General features: G+C 47.1%; 16 protein-coding genes and 1 pseudogene. 14 read left to right on the top strand and 3 right to left on the bottom strand.

Annotated features, from left to right (window positions below):
- Positions 1-68: 68 nt before the first annotated feature.
- From BLR50_RS11350 to BLR50_RS11315, 8 genes are all read left to right on the top strand, one after another.
- Complete coding sequence (locus BLR50_RS11350) at positions 69-992, top strand: DMT family transporter (RefSeq protein WP_092642252.1); 924 nt, start codon at positions 69-71, stop codon at positions 990-992.
- A 16-nt stretch (positions 993-1,008) separates the two neighbouring features.
- Complete coding sequence (locus BLR50_RS11345; RefSeq protein ID WP_092642250.1) at positions 1,009-2,130, top strand: iron-containing alcohol dehydrogenase family protein; 1,122 nt, start codon at positions 1,009-1,011, stop codon at positions 2,128-2,130.
- A gap of 25 nt (positions 2,131-2,155) precedes the next feature.
- Complete coding sequence (locus BLR50_RS11340; RefSeq protein WP_092642247.1) at positions 2,156-2,983, top strand: transketolase; 828 nt, start codon at positions 2,156-2,158, stop codon at positions 2,981-2,983.
- Entirely contained in the window at positions 2,984-3,931 is a 948-nt protein-coding gene (locus BLR50_RS11335; RefSeq protein ID WP_092642244.1) for a transketolase family protein, read from the top strand.
- A gap of 23 nt (positions 3,932-3,954) precedes the next feature.
- On the top strand, positions 3,955-4,434 hold the full coding sequence (locus BLR50_RS11330; RefSeq protein ID WP_092642241.1) for an RpiB/LacA/LacB family sugar-phosphate isomerase: 480 nt from the start codon (positions 3,955-3,957) through the stop codon (positions 4,432-4,434).
- Between the two features lie 37 nt (positions 4,435-4,471).
- Positions 4,472-5,149 carry a transaldolase family protein gene (locus BLR50_RS11325; protein ID WP_092642238.1) on the top strand — a complete coding sequence of 226 codons (678 nt, stop codon included), beginning with the start codon at positions 4,472-4,474 and terminating at the stop codon, positions 5,147-5,149.
- 28 nt (positions 5,150-5,177) lie between these two features.
- Positions 5,178-6,242, top strand: a complete 1,065-nt coding sequence (locus BLR50_RS11320; RefSeq protein WP_092642235.1) for a transaldolase family protein — start codon at positions 5,178-5,180, stop codon at positions 6,240-6,242.
- A 542-nt stretch (positions 6,243-6,784) separates the two neighbouring features.
- Positions 6,785-7,834, top strand: a complete 1,050-nt coding sequence (locus BLR50_RS11315; RefSeq protein ID WP_162840415.1) for a glycoside hydrolase family 5 protein — start codon at positions 6,785-6,787, stop codon at positions 7,832-7,834.
- 310 nt (positions 7,835-8,144) lie between these two features.
- Here the strand turns inward: BLR50_RS11315 and BLR50_RS11310 are convergent, their stop codons facing one another.
- On the bottom strand, positions 8,145-10,307 hold the full coding sequence (locus BLR50_RS11310) for a hypothetical protein (RefSeq protein ID WP_092642228.1): 2,163 nt from the start codon (positions 10,305-10,307) through the stop codon (positions 8,145-8,147).
- Positions 10,308-10,391: 84 nt separating this feature from the next.
- The gene (locus BLR50_RS11305) at positions 10,392-12,482 is read right to left on the bottom strand and encodes an efflux RND transporter permease subunit (RefSeq protein ID WP_092642225.1); all 2,091 of its coding nucleotides are present in this window, start codon (positions 12,480-12,482) and stop codon (positions 10,392-10,394) included.
- Positions 12,483-12,605: 123 nt separating this feature from the next.
- Between BLR50_RS11305 and BLR50_RS11300 the strand changes: the two genes are divergently transcribed.
- On the top strand, positions 12,606-13,205 hold the full coding sequence (locus BLR50_RS11300; protein ID WP_092642222.1) for a TetR/AcrR family transcriptional regulator: 600 nt from the start codon (positions 12,606-12,608) through the stop codon (positions 13,203-13,205).
- An 18-nt stretch (positions 13,206-13,223) separates the two neighbouring features.
- On the opposite strand, the pseudogene BLR50_RS14885 reads toward BLR50_RS11300, so the two are convergent.
- A pseudogene (locus BLR50_RS14885) lies at positions 13,224-13,354 on the bottom strand (IS256 family transposase); the annotation flags it as partial.
- A 324-nt stretch (positions 13,355-13,678) separates the two neighbouring features.
- Here BLR50_RS14885 and BLR50_RS11295 point away from each other — a divergent pair.
- The 5 genes from BLR50_RS11295 to BLR50_RS11275 all read left to right on the top strand — a co-directional run bounded on the left by BLR50_RS11295 (position 13,679) and on the right by BLR50_RS11275 (position 24,897).
- Positions 13,679-21,580, top strand: a complete 7,902-nt coding sequence (locus BLR50_RS11295; RefSeq protein ID WP_092642219.1) for an Ig-like domain-containing protein — start codon at positions 13,679-13,681, stop codon at positions 21,578-21,580.
- 198 nt (positions 21,581-21,778) lie between these two features.
- On the top strand, positions 21,779-22,267 hold the full coding sequence (locus tag BLR50_RS11290; protein WP_242871752.1) for a class I SAM-dependent methyltransferase: 489 nt from the start codon (positions 21,779-21,781) through the stop codon (positions 22,265-22,267).
- 77 nt (positions 22,268-22,344) lie between these two features.
- Positions 22,345-22,431 (top strand): helix-turn-helix domain-containing protein, encoded by an 87-nt coding sequence (locus tag BLR50_RS14880; RefSeq protein WP_423230289.1) that lies wholly within the window; start codon positions 22,345-22,347, stop codon positions 22,429-22,431.
- Positions 22,432-22,854: 423 nt separating this feature from the next.
- Positions 22,855-23,349, top strand: a complete 495-nt coding sequence (locus tag BLR50_RS11280; protein ID WP_092642216.1) for a DUF7000 family protein — start codon at positions 22,855-22,857, stop codon at positions 23,347-23,349.
- Between the two features lie 555 nt (positions 23,350-23,904).
- The gene (locus tag BLR50_RS11275) at positions 23,905-24,897 is read left to right on the top strand and encodes a choloylglycine hydrolase family protein (RefSeq protein ID WP_092642213.1); all 993 of its coding nucleotides are present in this window, start codon (positions 23,905-23,907) and stop codon (positions 24,895-24,897) included.
- Positions 24,898-25,006 lie beyond the last annotated feature (109 nt).

The following is a 25,006-nucleotide window of genomic DNA, read 5'->3' as shown; positions in this document are numbered from 1 at the left end:
GTATATTTTCTGCTTCAACGCACAGTACAAGGAAAACAAACAGCCAATAAAAAAGGAAGCGGTTTATTATGCAAGGCAAAGCGATTGCGCCACTCCTCATTCTGCCCGTTATCTGGGGCGGCTATTATGTAGCACTCAATGCTTCAGTGGCGCATATGTCATTGTTTTCGGTAGGCATTGTGATTCGTTTCGTCACCATGATCTTTCTTACCATTATTATTCTTGCAAAGAAGCAGTTTGGAACCCTTAAGGATATCCGTTATGTTTGGCCGCGGCTGCTGTTGATTGGTACGCTGGGCTTTCTGCTGGATGCAACAGCGTTTCTCGGGCTGACGCTCTGCCCGGCAGGCATTGGTACGGTGCTGCTCAAATCTGACATTCTGTTTGTAAACCTTATTTCGGTTGTGGTGTACAAATATCATTTCAGTAAAAAAGACTGGCTGTATACCTTGGTAATGCTGGCGGGTGTGGTTTTGGTGCTGGGAATCGACTTTGGCAACATGAAGCTGGGCGGTGCCGGCAACCTGTTCTTCCTGCTTAGCGCGCTGTTTGTCTCTATTAATGCATTTGTCATTAAAAGCGTGCAGCACGACAAACGCAATCCGGTTAGCGACAATGTAGTGGCCTATTACAACAACTTCATCACCATGATTTACTTCACCATATTTGCAAGCTTTACGGGGCAAATTGGGCAACTGCAAAAACTGGGCGAGAACCACTACGTTACAGTGGCGCTGCTGCTGGGGTCCGTAGGGCAGACGCTGGTGTACATAGTCTACTATAACAACCTGCGCAAATATGAGGTGTGGCTAGTGAAAGTATTCTTGCTGCTGATGCCCATTGTGGTAACCTTCCTCTCCTATTTCTTGTTTGGGGAAACGATGAAATTAAGCCAGCTGGTGGGAATGGTTGTGGTGTTAGGCGGTGCAGCAGGTATTATTGTGGAACAGGGCAAGGCAAAGGTAAAACCGGCCAAAGCCAAAGTTGAATAGCGAAAGGCGGGAAAACATGCAAGAACAGTTTAAATTTCATATGCCCACAGAGATTCTCTTTGAAAATGGTCTTACCCAGAAGATGGGCAGGTACATCAAAGGAAGCAGCGTACTTATAATATCCGACCCGTTTTTGTATAAGAACGGAACAGCGCAGAGGATTGGTGATACCCTTGCAGGCAAGACAGTAACCTACTTCAGCGACATCGAGCCCAACCCCTCCTGCGAGAGTGTGGATGCTGCAACGGCAGTTGCCCGGGAGAGTAAGGCTGATTGCGTGATTGGTTTGGGCGGCGGCAGTTCACTGGATGTATCCAAGATTGTATCCTGCCTTGTTACGAACCCCGGAAGTATTTACGACTACTACAGCGGTGGTACCCGTGTACTGGAAAGTCGCACTACTCAGCTGGTCTGCATTCCTACAACGGCGGGCACGGGCAGTGAGGTGACCAATGTTGGCGTATTCACCAACCGTAAAACACACATTAAAATGCCTATGGTGAATAATCAGTTCTGGCCCGACATCGCAATGATCGATCCGCAGCTGACCTACACGCTGCCATCGGCCGTTACGGCCTCCACCGGAATGGATGCCTTCTGTCACGCCATCGAGGCCTACTGGAACAAGAATGCTCTGCCTATGTGTGACATGCTTTCCATGGGTGCCTTGAAGCTGATTATAGATAATATCAAGACCGCCTACGACACCCCTTCAAATTGTGAAGCACGCAGTGCTATGATTGTGGCCAGCTTAGTGGCAGGCATTTCCTTCAGCCAGACCAGAACAACCGGCATTCACGCCCTGAGCTTCCCGTTGACTACCGAGTTCGGGGCAAGCCACGGCACAGCCTGCTCCATCACGCTGCCGGCGTTTATTCGGGTGAGCAGCCAGTACGAAGCCCAAAAGATGAACTCGCTGGTGCATTATCTGGGCTATGAAAGCGTGGAACAATTTGCCGATGCAGTGGAAGCATTGATGCGCAGCATGAACATGCCGGTGCGTCTGCACGAGCTGGGCGTGCAGGAAAAAGATATTCCGCATATTGCCGAAGTTGGCCTTAGCGCCGCCATTATCCAACTGACCCCCGCCGATATGAACCAGAAAACAGTGGAAGCACTCCTGCGCTCCATTCTGTAATTGAACCCAAAAGGAGAGAACAACTTTGCAAAAAAAATTACAAGAGATTACCGAAAAGGCTCGCCAGATTCGTATCGAGACCATTAAATGCATCGGTAAACTGGGCGTCGGACATATTGGCGGCAGCCTGTCTTTGCCGGAGGTTTTGGCAGTGCTCTACTTCGACAAAATGAAAATAGACCCGGCCAATCCCAAAATGGAGGATCGTGACCGGTTTGTGCTTTCCAAGGGCCACGGCGGACCGGCTGTATATGCCACACTGGCACTGCGCGGCTTCTTTGGCATGGATTGGCTGGAAACTCTCAACCGCCCCAACACCAATCTGCCGAGCCACTGCGATATGCAGAAAACGCCCGGCGTCGACATGACCACCGGGAGCCTGGGGCAGGGCTTTTCTGCTGCCACCGGTATGGCCTTGGCCGCAAAGCTGGATAAAAAGAACCTTTACGTTTACACCATCATCGGCGACGGCGAAAGCCAGGAAGGCCAGATTTGGGAAGCAGCTATGCTGGCGGGCAGCCGCAGGCTGGATAATCTGATTGCTTTCACCGATTACAACAAAATGGAACTGGACAACTACATAGAAGACGAAAACGGCTTGTACCCGCTGGATGAGAAATGGCGTTCCTTCGGGTGGTATGTGCAATCGGTGGATGGTCACGATGTGGCACAAATTACTCACGCAATCGACAACGCACAGAAGGTTAAGGGTAGGCCATCAATGATTTTGCTGAATACCATTAAGGGCAAGGGTGCCTTTTTCGCGGATAATCTGCTTGCCTCACACAACATGACCATCACTGAGGAGATGTGGAAAAAAGCGGTGGAGCAGCTGGAAGGGGAGGAAGCATAAATGGAACTGGAGAACAGATGGCTGAGAGAAACTTATGTAGACGAGTTGATTCGGGCGGCACAGGACAACGAAAATGTCGTGATTCTGGAAGCCGACCTGATGAAAGCAGCCGGCACGAACCGGTTTGCAGCAACGTTTCCAGAGCGCACCTTCAACATCGGGATTGCGGAGGCCAACATGATCGGCGTAGCTGCAGGCATGTCCGCCATGGGCAAGATTCCCTTCACACACACATTCACGCCATTTTCCACCCGCCGTTGCTGCGATCAGGTGACCTTATCTGTGGCATATGCCGGGTTGAACGTTAAGATTATGGGCAGTGATCCCGGCGTGACTGCCGAGCTTAACGGCGGCACCCATATGAGTATGGAAGACGTTGCCATTATGCGCAATATTCCGGGTATGCTCGTGTTTGAACCGACTGACAGCGCCCAACTGCGTGCCGCATTCCCTCAGATTGTGTCACATCCGGGGCCGGTGTATATTCGCTTGCTTCGCCGCGCCGCCGTTAAGGTGTTTGAGGACGGTTGTGCGTTTAAGCTGGGTAAGGGCATTATCCTGCGTCCGGGTAGGGATGTATCCATTGTGGCCAGCGGTATTGAGACCGCTGAAGCGCTGGATGCTGCTGAGCTATTGGCTGCCAATGGCATTGACGCAGAGGTGATTAATATCCATACCATAAAGCCTCTGGATACCGAGCTTCTGCTTGAAAGCGCCGCCAAAACCGGCTGCGTGGTTACTGCTGAGAACCATAGCGTTCTCAATGGGTTGGGCAGTGCTGTAGCCGAGTGTCTGGTGGAAAATCTGCCGGTGCCCATGCAGCGCGTGGGTGTGAAGGATCACTTCGGCGAGGTTGGCTCCACAGAGTTTTTGAAAGAAAAGTATGGTCTGAAAGCCGTTGATATTGCTGCAGCTGCTCAAAAAGCTGTGGTACGGAAAAGAACTTAAGCGACTAAGGGGGAGAACATACCATGAAAAAGATTGTCATCGGTTCCGATAAGTCCGGCTTTACGCTCAAAGAGGCTGTGAAAGCGCATCTGACAGAGCTGGGTTATGAGGTGGAGGATTGCGGCACACAAAGCATCGACGCCCCAAAGCCCTACTATCTGGTTGCTCCTGTGCTGGCAAAAAAAATTCAGTCGGGGGAATACAAAAGGGGTGTTCTGATCTGCGGCACCGGCGCAGGTATGGCTGTGGTTGCCAACAAGTATGAGGGCGTATATGCCGTAGCCTGTGAGAGTGTGTACAGCGCTGAAAAATGCCGTGCCATCAATGATGCCAATATTATGACCATGGGCGGATGGATAGTAGCGCCCGAACTGGGGATTGCGATGATAGACAAATTTATCAGCACCGACTTTACCGACAACCTGGAGGAGTGGCGAAAAGATTTTTTGAAGAACGCCAAGCTTGAGGTTGCCAAGATAGAAAAGGGTATTTACAACAAATAGAATACGATATTTTATAGGCAAAAAGGAGAACAAAATAATGAAATACTTTTTAGACAGTGCAAAACTCGATGAAATCAAGTTTGCCTACGAGAACTACACCATTGATGGTGTAACCACCAACCCCAAGCACATCAAGCTTAGCGGAAAACCTTTTATGCAGTGTGTACGTGACATTGCCGCATGGCTGAAGGAGACCGGCCTTGAGGGCAAGGATTTCCCGGTTTCTTTTGAGATTAACCCCCATCTGGAAAAATGGGAGGATATCGTCGAGGCAGCCAAAGAGGTAAGCAGCTATTCCAAGAATTATGTCATCAAGATCCCCTGCTGTGAGCAGGGCCTGATTGCGGCTAAAAAACTGGAGAAAATGGGGGTTCGCACCAATGTAACGCTGGTGTTCAGCCCTTCTCAGGCTATCCCCGCCGCAAAGCTGGGCGCCAAGTTTGTTTCACCGTTCGTGGGATGGAAAGAGAATAGCGGCGAAGACGCCTTCAGCTATATCTCCGAGATCGTTAAAATCTACCGTACCTCCGGCTACGATACCGAAATTATTGTGGCAGCGGTACGCAATGGTAAGCAGATTGCCGATTACGCAGCCATCGGTGCCGACATTGTAACCTGCGGCCTACAGGTGTACCAGGATTCTTTCGAGCACCCGTTCACCGGCTACGGCCTGAATATTTTCCGTGAAGCATGGGACACCACAGCGAAGGCATGAGTAAAGGAAGGGCTGGAGGCAAACTGATATGAGCGAATTTAAAGGCAAGCTGCACGAAACTGCAGTAAAATTCCCGGATACCGACATCTGGATGGACTCCTGCGGCGAGGAGGAACTGAACTATGGCTTAGAGCGTGGCATAACCGGTGCTACCAGCAACCCCATTATTGTTGGTGCGGTAGTAAAAAACGAGCTTGCGTACTGGGAGCCACGCATTAAAAAAATCATCGCAGACAACCCTACGTTTTCAGAGGATGACGTAGTGTGGAAGCTGATTGATGAGGTTGGCGCAGAGCGCAGCAAAAAACTGCTTCCCTTATTTGAACAATACAAGGGGAAAAAGGGCAGGCTTTCAATACAGACCAACGCGAAATACTACCGTGACACCGACAGAATGGTTAAACAGGCAGTACACCTGAATAGCCTCGGCAGGAATATGCAGGTGAAGATGCCAGCGTCCGCAGCCGGTATCCGCGCAATGGAAGAGGCCACCTACCGTGGTATCAGCATTAACGCTACGGTATCGTTTACGGTTGCACAGGCTGTTGCGGTAGCAGAAGCAGTAGAGCGCGGTCTTGCGCGCAGAAGATCGGAGAACTTGCCTTGTGATGAAATGTCACCGGTATGTACCATCATGATTGGCCGAACCGATGACTGGATGAAGGCATACACCTCAAAAACTGGCATGGTGGTAGACCCCGAGTGCCTGGAATGGGCCGGCGTTGCCGTTATTAAAGAGGCATACCGCATTTATAGGCAGCGTGGTTATACAACTCGTCTGTTGTCGGCCGCCAATCGCAACCACTATCACTGGTCGCAGCTTATTGGCGGTGATCTGTGCCAGACCATCAACTTCGGCTGGCAGAAGCTGCTTAACGGCTGCGATGTAGAAGTTGCAAGCCGCATCGACGAACCTGTTAGCGACAAAATTATGAAGGAACTCAACAAAATCAGCGAATTCCAAAAATCGTTTGACGAGAAAGGTATGGAACCTGAGGAGTTTGAATACTACGGTGGGTTCAGAAGCACCCTTGTCAATTTCCTTGACGGTTATGATTCACTGGTGAAGGTTATCAGAGGGCTAATGGTTTAATTGCTTTTTTCAGGCGTGTCTGTAAAGCCATACAGTTTTCTAATTGTCGAACTGCGTATCCTAATACTTATATTACCTTACACTTACAACAATACTTAGTATTCGTTTTACACTGACCTACCACGAGAAATAAGACACGCATTTTGCAGGAGGGGCAGCCCTAAACTTCTACAGGTTTCTGATAGAAGTTTGGGGGCAGCCCCTCCTTAATTCAGTTTGTTCGAGGACTTTTGCATTATTCTTGTAGGGCTTGTCTTTCTATTGATCTACGAAGATCTACGGTTCCTTGTGATTGGCATCAGCCCCCACAGGTTGTAAATTGAAGGATATTGTGGTATATTACGCTTAAGGAGTGATGAAATGATCAAAAAACAGAAAAAAACTATGAAGCATCGGATAGCCTCTCATTATGACACGGCCAACGTTCTTGAAAACGCCCGCTGAACTTCGTATAATTCCTATCGCAAACCAGCTGTTCACACCAATGTAAAATGTATCCTTTTACAGACTGTATTATTAACGCCTTGAAGGAAATTTATTATATGAATAAGTATATAAAGAACTCTTTGATTATAATAGGTTCAATTATTGGACTGATTATAATACTTATTATGATTTTGAATAGCATTGAAGACAGAAAACCGCTTCCGTCCGTTCCTAAGAAGGAAGTGTTTGAAGCTGAAAATATCAGTTCTTATCCAAGTATGCTAACCGCTCGGCAAAATGATATTATAAACGCCAACGGTGAAAAGATAACGCTTAAAGGAATCATGGCACCAGACCCACAGAAGATTGATTTTGATAACAATTTCAACAAGGATTTTTATCAAAAGATTTTTTCAGTCGGCGGTAATGTAATTCGGGTTCCTGTTCATCCGCAACGATATATTAAGGACGAATACTATCTATGGCGATACCTAGACAGTGTTGTAGCTTGGGCAGGAGAAAACGAACAATACGTTATTATTGACCTGCACTTTATTGGGAATCCCATTAACGGTAATGGTAACGAAATGGCACATGTAGGAGAAAACACAAAGGATTTTATGCTAAAATTCTGGAAACAGACAGCGGCATATTTTAAAGATACTCCAAATGTAATATTTGAAATCTATAATGAACCGGCATTTATAACAGCGGCTGACTGGGTTGGTTGTGCAAATGAGTTGGTTGAGACTATTCGCCAAACCGGTGCAAAACAGTTGATTCTTGTAGGTGGAATAGATTATTCATATGATTTATCTTGGGTGAAGAAAACACCGATATCAGATGACAATGTTGCCTATACTGCACATGTTTTCCCATCAAAAAAAGACTGGGATAATAATTTTGGTATCATTTCCGATTCTTATCCTGTCGTTGTCACCGAATGGGGTTATATCGATAAGAATAGCAGCACCACAAAGCAACCATATTTACTTGGAAGCCAAGAAAGCTTTGGCAATCCGCTAATAAAGTATATGGAAGAGCACGATATCGGGTGGGTTGCTTGCTGGTATGATGACGGTTGGGAACCACAAATGTTTACTAATAATTTTAAAGATTCCACAATTTGGGGAAAATTCGTGTTTGAACAATTCAAAAAGCATTAGTTGGATTTTAAAATGCGTTTGTCTGATTGATATTGCTTAAATGCAGATAGAATACTGTTGTTTTCATTATAAATACATATCAACAACTTCCCGCTCTTGCAGCAGGTTTCGCAGAGTTGTAGGGATTAGCCGTCATAACCGCCGCTTTAAGCGGTTTAGTGCTATGTTTATACAAGAAAATACAGCAAAAAGCAGGGATAAGTACAGCTTTTGTACCTATCTCTGCTTTTCTCTGGGGCTTACATGGGTTTACTGAATCTTTTCTGTTCTATCGCCTGTTTTCTTGAGCGAACAATCAAAAGGTTTGCGGCTACATACCAATTGAATCTGTGCGGTAGATAAACTTAACCCGTCCGCTCATGCCGTCGGATATTCCCGCAAAGCTTTGATATTCCCTCCCTGCGCTTTCCACTGCGCAAAGACGCTCCACAAGCTCCTTATAATCACCGCTTAAGCCGTTTGTAAGCTTGCTGATACCCTCATCATAGAATTTCTTCATTCCGTTTTTCATGGTATTGCAGCCGTCTTTCAGCGTACCGGCACCGGACATCAGTTTCTGGCTTCCCTCATATAAAGTATATGCGCCGTTGTATAAAGCCTTTGCCCCGTCGTTTAAAGCAGAGGCTCCCAACGAAAGCTTTTTTGAGCCGTCATAGGCGGTGGCTACCCCTTCGGTGTAAGCCAAAACCCCGTTGTAGAACTTCACAACCCCGTCCAGCTGGGCTTTAACTGCATCCAGCTTGCTGTTGCCCGTGGCAGCCGAGGCATTGGCAATCGCGGTGCAAAGCGCCGTAAGTTTGCTGTTGTCGGCGGTGGTTGATGCGACGGTTGAAGCGTGCTGCAGCATTGTGGCCGCATCGGAAAGTTTGGTTAAGGGGGCGTTCGCATCCAGCGCCTTGGCAACCGCACAAAGTTTTGCGGCCGTGGGCTGGTCAGAATGCGTGGCAGCCATTATCTGCGCAATCAGTGCCTGATTATCCGGGTCTGCAAGCCATGCAGCGTTAATAACGGCGCAATCCGCCTGGACAGCAGCCGCATCGGACATCATCCCTGCGGCACGGGTAATCGCGTCGGTATAGCCGAGCGCAGGGTCTGCCTGTATAAGATCATAGGCGATGGTCATTGCCAGGTTTTGCTGTTCCCGTGTCATTGCAGAAAGCGAAGCGCGTATCTGTGCCTCAACCTGCTCGGGCGTAACGGTAACGGCATGCGAAAGCTGCTGGAAAACCGACGCATAGGTTGATGGGGTAAGCGAAATCTTTGCGGCCTCGCCCTCTGTCATTACCCCGCTTGCAACAAGCTCCTGCCTTAACTGGGTTGTGGCGCTCGCAAAAACGGCGTCGGTAATCTTCTTTGCGCCATCGTTAAGCTCCTGATTTTTCCCGCTTAATGTTCCAAGGCCTGAGCACAGCTCTCCCGCACCGCTGCTTAACGCTGCTGAACCATCGAGCATATCCTTAGCTCCAGATGCCAGCTTTCCTGCGCCTTCGTTCAGGTTTGCGCAGCCGGTATAAAGCGTTGACATACCGTCCCAAAGATCTGAAGAACCATCCATCAGCCGCGTCGCGGCACTGTTTAACTGCTTAAGCGAATCCGTAAGATTCTCTGCCCCGCTGTTCTCGTTGATGTCAACGTTATCAAACAACCCGGTCATGGCTACCGTCATAGTGGAAACAAGAGAGAAGTTGGTGGTATCGGCCTCTATTTCTACATAATCGGGAATATCTATGTCCTTATTGGTGAGGCCGAGTTCTTCTTCAAGCCCCGGAACGGCATAGCCAAGCACGATATTCCGGCTTCCGTCGTTAAATACCGTACCGGAGGTTACCTTGACGTTGGAGAACGTATTGTTATCCAACACCACACCGCTGACCATCAGAAAAGGTACGCTGACGGCCTCCATTTTTCCATTGATCTTTTTTTCAACCTTTTGATGATTGGCGTAATCAAACCGAATAATCACATGTCCGCTTTTATTTGCAAGTGCATCCGGTGAAACGGTTTGCCCGTTCAGCGAATAGGCGACGCTCACCGTAACCGGCAGTTCCTTTTGCAACTTGCCCTCGTAATGAATATCCTTTCCTCCAGCCTTCCACTCATAACGGTTGTCGCCCAGTGCTGTGAACGGCTCATCTCCTTTTGTGTTTTGAATATCGCTCAGTTCGGTATAGTCTTCCAGAACATCCTCGCCCTTGCTGTTTTTCAGCCAGTCACTGACATCAACCTCCTGCACCTTTCCGTTCGGATCGGATATAACATACACCGTTTCTTCCTTGTCGTATGCCTTGGCGGTCTTATTAATCTTCACCATATCCTTTATGTCGCTCTCAAGCGAAGAGGTCTCTCCCGGGGCAAGGCTTTGAGCAGTATTGGGAGATGCATATACAACGCCGGGCATACACCCAACGATTGCCGCAACGGCAGTTATGGAGGCAATTGTCTTAAAAACGCTTCTTTTATCAAGGCAACTCATATTCAACATCCCTTTCCGGTATTATAACCATAAAAATTTTTCACTATATTTGCCCTTTGAGGAAGAACAATAACTGCTGCGTGTTTATTCCGCTTGCAGCCGCTGCGCCTTGGGCAGCTTATTGTAAAGCCATGTGGTTTTGCAGATAGCCTTGTCAAACACCATAAAGAACGCAGGAAGTATAAATATGACAGAAAGCAGGCTAACTATAGCGCCCCTTGCCATAAGCTTGCACATGGAGCTGATAATATCGATGTTGGAATAGAACGCAACGCCCACGGTTGCAGCAAAAAAGCCGCATGCACTTACTATGATGGAAGGAATGGAGGCGTTGAGCGCCACGACGGCTGCCTCATGCTTTGCAAGCCCGGAAAAGCGCTCTTTTATATATCGGTTGGTAAGCAAAATGGCGTAATCCACAGTAGAACCCAACTGTATTGTGCTAATGCAGATGGGCGCGATAAACGGCAGTGACAGTTTGGTATAGTAGGGAATGCCCAGGTTGATGAATATGGCAAATTCTATTACCACCAGCAGCACCACCGGCAGGCTGGCTGATTTTAAAACAACCGCAATAATGATGAAGATTGCCACGATAGAGATGATATTAACCACCTCAAAATCGTGGGAGGTCAGCCTGATCATATCCTTTGTGCAGGGCGCCTCGCCAATCAGCATCGAACCTTTGTCGTAGCTTTTCAGTATTTTGTTGAGCGCATCAATCTGGCTGTTTACCTCGTCGCTCGCAACCTGGTAGTTTGAGTTGATTAAAAGCAGCTTATGCTTATCACTTTGCAGCAGTTTTTTTACGGTCTGGGGAACAATCTTTTCCGGAACATCGGCGCCCATAACGCTATCCAACCCTAGCGTCTGTTTTACTCCCGGTACGGCATTGAGCTGTTGAATCATCTCGTTGGTATCCTTCTGCGAAAGCTTTGAGTCCACCAACGCCAAATGGGTGCTGCCGATATTGAAGTTATCCTTCAGCTTGGAATTTGCAATCACATAGTCAATGCCTTTTGGCAAAGCGTTTCCAAGGTCATAATAGACGTTTGAATGACTGTAGCCATAATAAGCCGGAGCAATAAGAACGGCAAATACAATCAAAAAAACCCACGGACGCCTTGCAATAAGCCTTGAAAGCCGTTCCATTGGCGGAAGCAGTGGCTTGTGCATGGTTTTTGCCAGCGGTTTATCAAACAGGAGTATCAGTGCGGGAAGAATGGTAACACAGCTTACAACGCCCAAAACAACACCTTTGGCCATAACAATGCCAATATCAAGGCCAAGCTTAAAGGTCATAAAGCATAGTGCGATAAAACCGGCGACGGTTGTCAGGGAACTTCCGGCAACCGAGCGCATCGTATTGGTAATCGCCAATGCCATAGCCTGCCGGTGGTCGCTGTATTTATCCTTTTCCTCACAATAGCTGTGCCACAGGAAGATAGAGTAATCCATGGTAACGGCCAGCTGCATCACCGCGCTGAGTGCCTTGGTGATGTAAGAAATCTCACCCACAAAGATGTTGGTGCCAAAGTTATAAAGAATCGCCATACCTATACTTAAGAGGAAGATGAGCGGTGCAATCCACGAGTCCAGCAGCAGCATCATCGCCGCGCAGGCCAGCGTTACCGCGATGGCGACATAGATCGGTTCCTCCTTTTCACAAAGTGCTTTTAAATCGGTAACCAGTGCGGAAAGCCCCGTTACAAAGCACTGCCTGCCGGTAATGGCACGTATCTGCGATATCGCCCGCATGGTGGCTTCCTCTGAGGTTGAGGTTTGAAAGAATACCGCCATCAGGGTGGCGCTTCCGTTATTGAACGCGTTATAGTATTTGGAGGGAAGCAGCTTCATCGGAACCGAAATATCCGCAATATCGTCGTACCAAACAACGCTGTCGACAGATTCTACCGCTTCAATCTTCTTTTCTATAACAGCAACATTTTTTGCATCCATACCGTCTACAATAATTAATGAAAAAGCGCCCTTGCCAAATTCATCAAGCAGGATATCCTGCCCCTGAATGGTTTCCAGATTGGACGGCAGATAGTTGAGCATGTCATAGTTGATTCTTGTGTTTGCCATGCCCGCTACCGATGGAATCATCAGCAGTACGGCAAGGATGAGGATAGGAATTTTGAATTTAACAATGAATTGGCTTATTTTAGTCATACAACGGCCTCCTTATTGACTATTGGTCATTATATTACTATAATGACCAATAGTCAATACTTGAACCGAATAAAAATTATAGTATAATTAAAATGAAATTTATAAAAAAAGGAAGGCCAGAGCATGGCGCTGATTAGGGACCTTAATGAGAAGATGCTTTACAAGCGTACAAGCCTTATCGAGGCTGCACGTTACCTGTTTGTGGAGCAAGGCATACAAAACACCTCCATCGATGCCATCGTAAAACGTGCCAATGTCGCAAAGGGAACCTTCTACCTGTATTTTGAGGATAAGGATGATATCCTCGATGAGATTGTGTATGAAATCAACCGTGCCATCCTGCTCAAAGCGGTGAGATCTGCAAGAGCGCTGGATTCCGGTGACTTTACGCAGCGTTTTATCCATATGATCGACAGCATCATCAATCACTTCATCGATAATCAGCACGAGCTTAAGCTGATCCGGAAGAACTTTTCATGGCCTGTTGTGAAAAAACGCCTGAATTGCGTGCAGGAGGATACTGAGCTCGCCGAGGCACTGGACTCGTTATCAAAGAATCTGCACATGACAAATTACAACAGCGATGAGGCGAAAAACATTATTCTTGCAACAGTGGAGATGTGCGGTGCGCTCTGCTACTCATGCATTATCAACAAGCAGCCGATAGATATAGAAACAATGAAGCCCACCCTATACAGAATGATTCAAAAATTACTTGATTAGCGCTAATTTTTAAAATTAAACCGTCCTTATACGTGTATCCAGCTGACACGGCCGGTAACCGCAGCGATAGTCGCTGCAAGAGGAGCTGGTTTCGTCATATATTTCAGAAGCAATTCCGTGAGTTCTGTGATATTCTTTCTTTGAGCCATTGGGTTTCAACTCCTTTTTGAATGTTTTGACACCATTCATTTTACCGGAGTCCCAATGGCTTTTTCATACCTTCTTGGACTTCTTGAAATTGCGAACTTTATTATTTAAGGCAAAAGTACAATTCATTTTACACTACCGGATTAGGGATTGAGATTACATATTTTTCCACCACAGATTTGCAGCCTGACGGCTGATGAGGCCTCAATGCCGAAGTAGCCGTCCTTGATTATCAGTCTAAAATAATTGACGAATAAAAGCTAAACCAGTGTTTAATTGGAGACTTTTGTGATAAAATATAAGCATAAACTGGGGGAGGTCTTATCATGTCACAAAAGTCGTACTACCGTCTACTCTCTTTCATCGTTTCAATGGCCGTAACACTCAGCTGCTTTACCGGGCTTACACCTATGTTGGTATATGCGCAGTCGGATGCCACAGCAGGTGACAGCACCAACTTAGTGGGAGAAAGTACTGCTACCGGAGAGAGCGAAATTGCCCTCGGCGGCGCTGGTACTTCCTATTCTATTATTGATTCCGATGGCAATACCACAGTAAACGGCGATTATGTTTTAATCATTAATGATTCAAAAACCGACAATGAAACCACCGGTAGTCTTCTTCCATTGGCCGGTTATCAAACCACCCTTGATGAAGTACCCACCGGCGGCGAGCTGCCTGAATCATATCCGATTGACTATCATCCCACGCTTGGTGAAATAACCGGAGATGTAACTACAGGCGGCGAGGTTAATACCGACTATGCGCTGGGAACTACCAAAGTGCTTAAGGTTGATACCTCTTTGGGCTCCAATAACTACGGTGACTTTCATGCCAAGGTTGCCTATGTCGGTACGCATTGTGTTGTTTGGGTACATGATGGTACCGCCGATACTTTTAAAAGTAATTACAATACAGTTAGCCCTACAAATGCCAAGGCTTTGGCTGACGAATTTGACAGTAAATATGACAGTATGATAACGAACTTCGGTACCTATATGGATACCGACGGCAGCGGAAAGGTTTCGCTTCTGGTTCATGACATTCTTGATGGGTTTTCGGGCAGCGGGGGCTATGTTGCCGGGTATTTTACTGCCGCTGACCTTGTAGGTATCTATTCAAACAGCAGCGGGAATAATATGCCTATGGTACACATTGATACCTATCCGGCGATGGGTACTAATTACCTTAGCTTTGACCCCAGTCGCGTTTATTCAACCGCTGTTCATGAGTTCCAGCATATGATAAATTATAGCACTGGATATGGGCAAAATCGCTCGCCCTACAAGTATTCTCAAGATACATTTATTAACGAAATGCTTTCCATGGCAGCGGAGGAAATGCTGTACCAAGATGAAAAGACTTCGCGATTATACGGTATATATAACAGTAGTACATACGGCCCATATATCGCCAATGGCCATAGTCTTACGCAATGGAGCTCCAGTAATTCTCTCCCCAACTATTCTCTTTCCTATTTATTAGGGCAATATCTTGTAGCACAGACTGGTAGCTACAGTATCTTCAGCGACATCGTCAGAAGTACATATACCGATGAGCAGGCCATAACCTCGGCGCTGGCTTCCGGCACCTCCCCGCTGAAAGGGATGAGCTTTGAGAATATCCACATGAACTTCCGTGCGGCACTCGCGCTCAACGAAGCCTCCGGCCTTAACAGCTTTGCGGGCTCCAGTATTCTGACAACCGATACGATAAACAAAAACCTATATACGAATATATCGTCATCCGCCAGTACTGCAACGCTTACCCCGGGTGGAGCTATCCTGCTTAAAAATGTGCCAAGCGGTACAGTTACTTTAAGCTCTGCCGGTAAGGGCGCGGATGTGAAGTATTACGGCATTAAGGCGGGTTCCCCCGTAGTAAACGCCGCGCCGGTAGCGCAGAACAGCTCAACATCCACCAATAAGAACACATCAGTATCCGGTGCGGTTACCGCCACCGACGCAAACAGCGACACACTTACCTACAGCGTTGTTGCGAACCCTTCGCACGGCTCGGTAACCATGCAGACCACCGGAAGCTACAACTATACGCCCAATACAGGCTATTCAGGTTCTGATAGTTTTACCTTTAAGGCAAACGACGGGAGCCTGGATTCCAACATTGCAACCGTAATCATTACCATCAATGCACCGCCGATAGCGCAGGATTCCAATTTTACGGTTAAACCGGGCGCCACCCTCAACGGAACCGTTACGGCAACCGATGACGATGGTGATACTTTAACCTATAGCGTTGTAACAAAACCAAGTGGGCTGGCCCTTAGTTCCAACGGAGCTTTTACTTATACTGCACCTGCAACGTGCGGCAACACCAGCTTTACCTTTAGAGCTTATGACGGCAAGGTTTACTCGAATACTGCCACTGTAAACATAAAGATTAATAACCCGCCGGTTACATCCGATGTATCGGTTGTTACCTCCAAGGGGAAACCGGTAACCGGTGCCTTTCAGGCAACAGATAAGGATAATGACCCATTAACCTACAAATGGGTACAAACCCCTTTGCATGGCGATATTTCCCTCTTTAATTTAAACGGAAACGCCTTTTATACCTATACCCCACAGGCTGACTATGTTGGAACAGACAGCTTTACTTATACTGCAAATGACGGAAAGAACGATTCCAATACTGCCACCGTTACGATTGAGATAAAAGAGGCTCCGCTTGGGATAACCTATACCGTTTCTGACACGGGTGTGACTATCACGGGCTTTAACGTACCAAGCAGCTTTGACGGAGAATTGACCATTCCTTCAACAATTGAAGGCAAGAATGTAACCACAATCGCAGATGAAGCTTTCAAGGCTTGCTCAAGACTTGTTAATGTCAAGCTGCCGGGTACGGTTTCAAGAATCGGCGAAGGTGCGTTTCTGAATTGTACGAATCTTTCCAATATCCTTATTCCCTCCAGTGTAACGTCTATCGCAAGTTCTGCTTTTAGCGGATGCGCGAAGGTTAAAATCTTTGGCGTAAGCGGAAGCCCTGCCGAAAGCTACGCGCTAAGCAGCAGTATTCCCTTTACGGCAATTACAGCAGGCGTAAATACCGCGCCGGTAGTTCAGGACATTGCAGTGGATGTGATTGCCGGAGGCAGTGTCGTATTGCCACTCAATGGCTTTGACGCCGAAGGTGATACCCTTACAATGACCAAAGTATCTGGGCCAGCGCACGGTAATTATATCGTTTCTAATAAAGTACATACCTATATGGCAAGTACCTATACCGGAACAGATACCATTACCTATAAAGCAAATGACGGGCAGGCAGATTCCAATGAAGCTACAGTTACTATTCGGGTTCATGCCGCCAACAATTCAAAACCCACTGTTACCAATGTAACTAAACAGGTAAACACAGGTGCGGTGCTGGAGGATATTGTGACCGCAACCGATGCAAACGGTGACGAACTAACCTTTAGTGTAGTTACCTCTCCTGCCCACGGCTTACTGTTCATGCAGCCTAACGGCAGATTCACCTATACCCCTACAGCAGGTTATACGGGGTCAGACAGTTTTACCTTTAAAGCAAATGACGGTCTGGTTGATTCCAACATTGCCACTGTTACAATCGCAGTAAATCCTTTGCCCGTTACCTCCCTTACTCTCAATACCCAAGCACTCAATCTTTCCACCCCTACCATTGCGGCGGGTATAACCCCAAAATATGAAACCAGCGACACGCTTATAGCAACCGTTAATGCTGATGCAACTATTCAGGGCGTAACGTGGTCTTCCAGTAACCCCTTAGTTGCTACCGTAGACTCAAATGGTTTGGTAACTGCCAAATCAAAGGGTGCAGCTACCATTACTGCTGTCTCCAAGGGCAAAATGGCAGACCAGATAACAGTCGTAAAAGCCAGCTGTGCCGTAACGGTTAAGCAAACCGCCACAAGCGTTACCATCCCCAATGTTGCGGTAAAGAAAGGAATGATGGTTAATGTGGTTGCAACCGTACTTCCTTCCGCCGCAGATTACAAAACAGGCACATGGAAAAGCGATGATGAAGCCGTTGCTACCGTAGCTGCCGACGGCACTATAACCGGCGTTAAGGGCGGCAGTACAAACATCCGTTTCATCACTGAAGAGGGTGCAGTGGGTACCGCCACAGTTACCGTACTCTCGGCTGTAACAGGCATCACCCTCACCGGTATGCCTGCAGAGAGTGTTAAAACCCAGAAAGGTGACTCTTTCACCCTGACCCCCGTTATCGCACCAGATGACGCCAACAATAAGAGCGTTACCTGGGCAAGCAGCAACCCAAACATAGCCGCGGTAGATGGAAACGGCAAGGTGATTGCACTCACCGCAGGTACCACCGTAATCACCGCAACCACCGTGGGCAAGAACGAACAGGGTAAAACCCTGTCTGCCAGCTATACCCTGAACGTGGTAACCGATTCTATCGGCATCACCCTCAACAGCACCGGTGAAACCCTCGCCAAGGGCAGCACGTTTACTCTTGTTCCAACAATTACCCCCGCCGATGCAACCGATAAGTCGGTAACATGGTCGGTAACCAAGCTTGACGGAAGCAAATGGACGGACGCCAACGCAGCCGTTACCGTTGACAGTAAAGGTAAAGTGACCGCAACCGGCCTCTCGGATACCAACAAAGCCATGGTGTGGGCGGAAACAGCAAGCGGCAAAAAGGCCGGATGCGTCTTTAACATCGTTGTTCCAGTAGAAGGCGTAACCATCACCGGCGAAGGTGTTTTAAGCGGCAAAGCTGCTATCAAAACAACCGATACCCTGCAGCTCACCGCCAATGTCGCCCCCTTCAACGCTGATAACAAGGCTGTAACCTGGAGCAGCTCCAACCTAAAGGTTGCAACGGTGGATTCAACCGGTAAGGTAACCCCCAAGGCCAAGGGCACGGCAGTCATCACCGTTACCACCGGCGATAAGGGTAAAAAGGCCTCGGTAACCGTTAACGTAACCGAACTCGTAACCGGTATTACCCTCAATACCAGCAGCATTGAGCTTGTAAAAGGGAAGAGCTACACCTTAACCGCGGCAGTAGACCCGGTTACCGCCAGTAACAAGGCACTAGAGTGGACATTGGATACTTCTAAAGGAACAGCAGCCGGTATTACAGTTGTAAACGGCAAGGTTACCGCAGACGCGAAAACCGCCGCCATCACAGGAACCGTTCAGGTGGTCGCCACTGCGAAGGATGGAAGCGGCGTTTCCGCTGGATGTACCATTGCATTAATTGACGACGCGCTCACCTCATTGAAGTTTAACAATCCTGTGACCATCCTCTATGCCAACAGCAAGCCGGAACAGCAGACGGCAGCGCCAAGCTCCGCCGAATATGCGCTGCTTGCAAGAACCGTGAGCATGGATAAGGAAAATGTTAAGGAGGATAAGCCTTACGACACAGGTAAGGTAGTTTGGAAAACCTCTAACGCCGGCGTTGCCACCGTTAATAATGCCGGTAAGGTAACGGCTGTGGGTAAAGGCTCTGCCACAATTACAGCCGCCGCCACGGACGGCAGCGGCAAGACAGCAAGCACTACTGTCACCGTGAAGAAGCTGGTGGACAAAATTACCCTCGGTACCAGTGAGTTGACCCTTGCGCAGGGAAAATCCGCTGCCCTCACAGCCACGGTATCCCCCAACGACGCGAATGCAAAAGCTCTCACCTGGGCCAGCAGTGATACAGCAATCGCTACCGTTACTAACGGAAGAATTACCGCAAAGGCCCCCGGTAAAGTAACCATCACCGTGAACGCCACAGATATCACGGATGCGAAGCTGGCGGCGACTGCACAAGCCGCAGTTACCGTAATGGCGATACCCAATCTTGTAACGGTTACGGGCAGCGACAAGCTCAATATCGGCAACAGTGAAATCTACAAAGCAACTGTTGCGTTGAAGACGAACAGCGATACCGCCGCCTTTAGCCAGACGGTGCTATGGAGCAGTAGCAATACCAAGGTGGCAACAGTGAACAAAACCACCGGTGAGGTTACCGCGGTTGGAAAGGGAAATGCCACGATTACCGCCACCACCACCGACGGCAGCAACATAAAGGGTACCAAAACGATTACCGTAAATGTCCCTGTAAACAACATTTCATTAAACAAGAGTGAGCTTTACCTCACCAAAGGCGGTTCCGAAACCCTAAAGGTTATCTTCAACCCTGTTAACGCCAGCAATACAAAGGTAACGTGGAGCATGAAGGCGGGGGGAGATCCGGATATTACCGGAGATATATCAGGCAAAACAGGCAAGGTGTCTGTTTCAAAATCCAGCACCGCCCTTAACGGAGACAGTGCGACCATTGTTGCCACTTCTGAAGACGGCAGCAAAATAGCGGAATGCAAGGTAACAGTGGTGGATATCCGTGTAACCGGTGTAAAGCTTGATAAAACGAGCTGCGACTTCACTGGTGATGCCAGCGGCTCGCTCGCTTCGGCAGGTACCCAGCAGCTTACAGCGACGGTAGCTCCTGCAACAGCCTACAACAAAAACGTAACATGGTCTAGCAGCAATACAGCCATTGCCGAGGTAGACAATGACGGATTGGTAACCCCGAAGGGCTTCGGTACAGCGAAGATTACCGCAACCACCGCAGACGGCCAGAAAACCGCAGTATGCGCGGTGAATGTATACCCGGTTGGAAAGACGGAAACGCTTAGCGCCGTAACTTCGAGCAAGATGATTGAACTGGCCTCGGCTGGCGAGAGCGCCACAACCTCCTGCGATGTACAGGTGAAGAACAAGGCGGGCGCTATACAAAACGCAGGTCTGTTCACCTATACCAGCAGCAACATCAAGGTTGCGACAGTGGATGCTTCCGGAAAGGTTACTGCCACCCAAAACGGTGTTGCGGGCAGTACCGTAATCACCGCCGCCTTAACGGGTGATCCGCTGAAACGAAAGGTAACCTTTACTGTTATCGTTGTTCCCAAGCAGGTAAAAACGATTGATGTTTCGTATTCGCTGCCCAATGCCGGCGGAACCGGAAGCACCCCCTATACCAATGCCGATATTCAGCTTCTGTTTGCGCCCGGGCAACGTATCGAACTGAGCGCTGTACAAACTGCCGCGGACGGAACACCGGTAACCGTCAAGCCAAACTGGAGCTCAAGCAACTCCAATATTGCCTCAATCGTTGCCTTGGACAATACCAGAGCACTGGTTACCATCAAGAAGGCCGGTACAGTAAGCATTACGGTACAGGCTAACGACAAATTCAAGACCTCCCGTACGATTAAGCTTACCGTTTATGACTTTACGCCAGTATTGAATGGCAAGATAACGGTAAACAAGAAGAGTATCGTGGACGATTTCGGTTATACCTCAAACTCCTTCGGCCTTACGCTGTTAAGCGGCACCGGAATCACCGCAGTGGATACCGACACCGTGAAGCTTGGCAACGCCTATCTGCCCAAGAACCTGTTTACCGTTCAGTCCAGCGGCGAAAGCTGGGTGGCGAAGGCGGATAAGACGCTAAAGCCCGGAACATATACCGTAAAGGTACTGGTAACGGTAAAAGACAACGCCTTAGGCGGCCCGATTTCCACGGTTACAGGCACAGATACCATTCAGGTACCTGTTACTCTCACTGTAAATATCATTGATGCAAAGCCGGTTGTAAAAGTAACCAGCACACTGAAGGTGAATCTGTTTTACAAGAACGAGCGCTATCCCATTGCCATTACCGCTAGTTCCGCATCAAGCGCTGAACAGGTGACGGATATTGCTCTTGAAAACAACAAAGCGGCCTCTTTTACATCAAACTTTGCGGTGGAGAAAGACGGCGGGGTTTGGTACCTCAAACGAAGTACAAACGCCTATAACAGCGCTGGAACATCCGGGTATGTAGTAGTAACGCTTAAGAACTATACTGACCCCATACGGGTACCGGTGACTGTTACTACTTTTGTGGAGAAACCTACCCTAACAGCACAGAATATCGTGTATAACGGTACGACTAAGTCGTTCGGCTTCATGGTGTTCAATAAAAAGGCTAATGCCCGGCTTACGGGCTTTACGGCCGCATTAGACAGTACCTATTCCGCTAACAATCAATTTTCAGGGGTTGCAGTGGCAGACAACAGTCTATCGGTAACCTTCAAAGACACGGTTGATGTCAAAAAGGGAACCACCTATACCGCTCGGCTCAATATATCCGATGATTCGGAATGGACGGCACCGGTTTCAACATCAGTATCTTTGCCTGTACCTAAAAGTTAAATCATCTGTATAGCTACACAGCCCCCTTGCTGCCTTTAAAGCAGCAAGGGGGCTGTAATACAATCTTATCTCGGTCTTTTGCGGACGCTTGTTCTTCGCATTATAATATCTCCAGCATTCTTGAAAACACCCGCTAAACTTTGTATAATGTTTACCATATGCTAACTTATATTTTTATAAAACTGGAAGGTGATACAATTGACGGTTGATTACAACGTGCTCGCTGAAAAATATGACTTGACCAGAATGGCTAACATTAAAACCATTCAGTTATTTGCGGAAGAATTGCCGCTCGAAGGTAAAACAATTCTTGACTTCGGGTGCGGCACAGGGAATTTTGCTTATGCATTGAAAAAGCTGACGAATGCAGAGGTATATGGTGTGGAACCATCGGATGGAATGCGTGAAAAGGCTTTACGAAAAGGAAACATTATCATCAAAAAAGGAGATCATAAATGCATTCCGTATGAAGACGACCTTTTTGACTTTATCTATATGACGGACGTCATACACCATGTGCCGGATTTACAAGCAATGTTCACTGAGTTTGGACGTGTTTTAAAGCCAAATGGTCTGATCTGCATCGTGACCGAATCATATCGCCAACTTGAAAATAGATTTTGGGTGAAATATTATAATAGCAAAAGTAGAAATCAAACTCAAGGGATACACGGTTTTGGGTACTGACCGACGTGATGGCAACAATCTCGAATAACGAAAGCCGCGCACTCTCGTGACTTTAGTCATGAGTTAGCGATGAGAACATTTTATCAAATGCAGAAATTAGGACTTATCCAAACATGGAGCAAGAGATATTAATACAAAAGACGTTCGGCTGCTCTCGCTTTTAATTTCAAAGAGACTCCTGAACTTTGCATTATGATACGACCAGCCTTCTTATAACGTACGCTGATCTTCCTATAATGCTTACCCCGTGTCAATTTTTATTTGATGAATTATCAGAGGTGAGAAATAGTGGGCAGTATAGCTCGTAGAATACTGAATATGGACGCATTAAAGACAGTGGAAAAAGAAAATGAAAAGATTGAAGATGTGCGTGAAAAAAGCTCAGACGACAGTTAATCGAAGCAATCTGGAGCAAATTTATAGCTTATGATACCCACGTTTTTAAATATGAATACAAGCAGCATTGTAAGGAGCTTGTAGAGCGTGGACTCGAGTTCATACCTGTTGAAAAGAAAGGTGTCGCAGCAAACTGGGATATCGGAGCCGTTTTACGAGTACAAGACCAAAGTATATATGGGGGCAAAGTAATGAAACCCCTTAATAAAATAATCGGTGATTATACTTGCCATCTGCAGCAGGGCGAGATACAGACTGCGTACAAAGGAATATTAGAGCTAATAGGCAAGCTGAGAGCAAATTTTATTTATAACTACCCACGATACGTCATAGGTGGTATTTATCAAGGTTATATGGAAATGACCTATTTTTCATTAAGTACAAATCCACTAAGAGATGAAGGGATTAAATTCGCCATTGTTTACTTACACCAAAAGGGAGCGTTTGAAGTGTGGCTTTCCGCCCGAAACAGAGATATCGCAGAGAAATATGAATCAGTTCTTAGTAGCAATAGTATTGATAATAGTACTGTACATCATGATAACAGTAATCCGAACGCAATCATAAAATGCACATTGACCTCTACACCAGATTTTGAGGATCCGGATTCATTGATATTTACTATAGAGCAAGGGGTTGAGAAGTTCATAACTACTATCACCAATCTCTTTGATGCCAGAGCTTAGACAGATCCTTAGACTTCGCATAGTTTAAAGTGATTCCGCAGAATCGTTGGCCTTCGAATAAAAACCGTAATTAAATATAAACGAGAAGACTTTCTTATAATTCAGAAGGGCGTCAGAGTGTCGAGAAACCCGTCTTGAGCCTTAGGCGAAAGACGGGTTTCTCGACACTCTGACGCCCTTCACATATGTGAAGGGTGTATCCTGCTCACTGCAGGTATGGTGCGGGTATTCTTACGGCATTTATTAAAAAAGTCAGTAATATCAATGGTTTATGGGCAGTCATACAGTAGTATTTATGTTCAAAAGCGAAGAAATCACCAGATTCTTAAGAGCATTTTGTGGGAATGCTCCTTTGCCGTCATCTGAAGATGTTTTCTATTTGAAAGTTAAAACCCGCAATTGACAATGTTCCCGCGTGACCAAATGCAACGCGCTTATCTGCGTTGATTAGGCATATACTGGAATAGATATCAAATTGGCGATATTAGCATGATATGCAGCTCCCGCCATCTGATAGCTCCTAAATCCAATATATGAAAGGAAACCCGAACAATCATGTGTACTGCGATTACATTACAGTCTAAACAACGGGAAATGTTTTTTGGCCGAACCATGGACTTTTCATACGATATCGATCCCAGTTTTTATATCATACGTAAAAACTATACATGGAATAACATTTTAAACGGAAGACAAATTTCTGATTATTATCGTTTTATCGGAATTGGGCAGGAAACTGATGGAGTCTTTGCCTTTTTTGATGGAGTGAACGAAAGAGGCTTTGGAGCGGCGGCATTATATTTTGCCGGTTATGCCCAATATGATTCGCAAATCAACAACCCATACAAGGAGTCGATTTCATCTGTGGATTTTCTCCACTTCATCTTAGGACAATGCGAATCCGTCGGGGATTTGGAGAGATTGTTGCCTCATATCTCCATTGTCGGCTTCCCAGATCCAGTGACAAAGACGGTAGCACCTCTGCACTGGATCGCAACGGATGTAAGCGGTAAATGCGTGGTTGTTGAGCAAACGGCAAAAGGGATGGCATTATTTCAAAACAACATCGGTGTAATGGCTAACAGCCCCGATTTCTCATGGCATATGACAAATCTACGCAATTATATGAATGTATCCCCGACGCAGAATCAGGAAACCTTTTGGGGAGAAGTGTGGTTAACGCCGTTTGGCCAGGGAGCTGGAACTATGCCACTGCCCGGAGGATATACCTCGCCGGAGCGCTTTGTCAAAACGGCGTACCAAAGAAACCACGTACCGACGCCTAGAAACCGGATTGAAGCGATTCTGACATGTTTTCACATAGCGGAAGGGGTAACGATTCCCAAAGGCATTGTTATCACGGATCGAGGTACGTATGATTATACCCGATATACAGTCTTTGCGAACATGAACACCGGCGAATGCTTCTTTAAAACGTATGACAGTGCCCATATATCAGTTGCAAGTCTCTGGGGAAATGACCAAAATGACATGCGACCTAACTGTTTAGGAAAGCTGTCACGTCCGGTTCGATTTGAATCAGTTTAATCGCACTGCCAGCCTGACCTATACCAAGTTTGACGGACACCATAAACATCAAGTAAAATGAAAAGGAAGAAAGGTTTATGGTGAAGAAAGATGGGAAAAGTATTCAGCC

The sequence above is a fragment of the Acetanaerobacterium elongatum genome, assembly GCF_900103835.1.
GTDB classification, from domain to species: domain Bacteria; phylum Bacillota; class Clostridia; order Oscillospirales; family Ruminococcaceae; genus Acetanaerobacterium; species Acetanaerobacterium elongatum.
Note: the sequence above shows the minus strand (reverse complement) of the source record. Positions and strands in the feature narration are given on the sequence as shown.

Excerpts from the sequence above, each read along its gene's own strand:
- BLR50_RS11350 (WP_092642252.1), top strand. The coding sequence starts at position 69 with ATGCAAGGCAAAGCGATTGCGCCACTCCTCATTCTGCCCGTTATCTGG.
- BLR50_RS11345 (WP_092642250.1), top strand. The coding sequence starts at position 1,009 with ATGCAAGAACAGTTTAAATTTCATATGCCCACAGAGATTCTCTTTGAA.
- BLR50_RS11335 (WP_092642244.1), top strand. The coding sequence starts at position 2,984 with ATGGAACTGGAGAACAGATGGCTGAGAGAAACTTATGTAGACGAGTTG.
- BLR50_RS11330 (WP_092642241.1), top strand. The coding sequence starts at position 3,955 with ATGAAAAAGATTGTCATCGGTTCCGATAAGTCCGGCTTTACGCTCAAA.
- BLR50_RS11325 (WP_092642238.1), top strand. The coding sequence starts at position 4,472 with ATGAAATACTTTTTAGACAGTGCAAAACTCGATGAAATCAAGTTTGCC.
- BLR50_RS11320 (WP_092642235.1), top strand. The coding sequence starts at position 5,178 with ATGAGCGAATTTAAAGGCAAGCTGCACGAAACTGCAGTAAAATTCCCG.
- BLR50_RS11315 (WP_162840415.1), top strand. The coding sequence starts at position 6,785 with ATGAATAAGTATATAAAGAACTCTTTGATTATAATAGGTTCAATTATT.
- BLR50_RS11310 (WP_092642228.1), bottom strand. The coding sequence starts at position 10,307 with ATGAGTTGCCTTGATAAAAGAAGCGTTTTTAAGACAATTGCCTCCATA.
- BLR50_RS11305 (WP_092642225.1), bottom strand. The coding sequence starts at position 12,482 with ATGACTAAAATAAGCCAATTCATTGTTAAATTCAAAATTCCTATCCTC.
- BLR50_RS11300 (WP_092642222.1), top strand. The coding sequence starts at position 12,606 with ATGGCGCTGATTAGGGACCTTAATGAGAAGATGCTTTACAAGCGTACA.
- BLR50_RS11295 (WP_092642219.1), top strand. The coding sequence starts at position 13,679 with ATGTCACAAAAGTCGTACTACCGTCTACTCTCTTTCATCGTTTCAATG.
- BLR50_RS11280 (WP_092642216.1), top strand. The coding sequence starts at position 22,855 with ATGAAACCCCTTAATAAAATAATCGGTGATTATACTTGCCATCTGCAG.
- BLR50_RS11275 (WP_092642213.1), top strand. The coding sequence starts at position 23,905 with ATGTGTACTGCGATTACATTACAGTCTAAACAACGGGAAATGTTTTTT.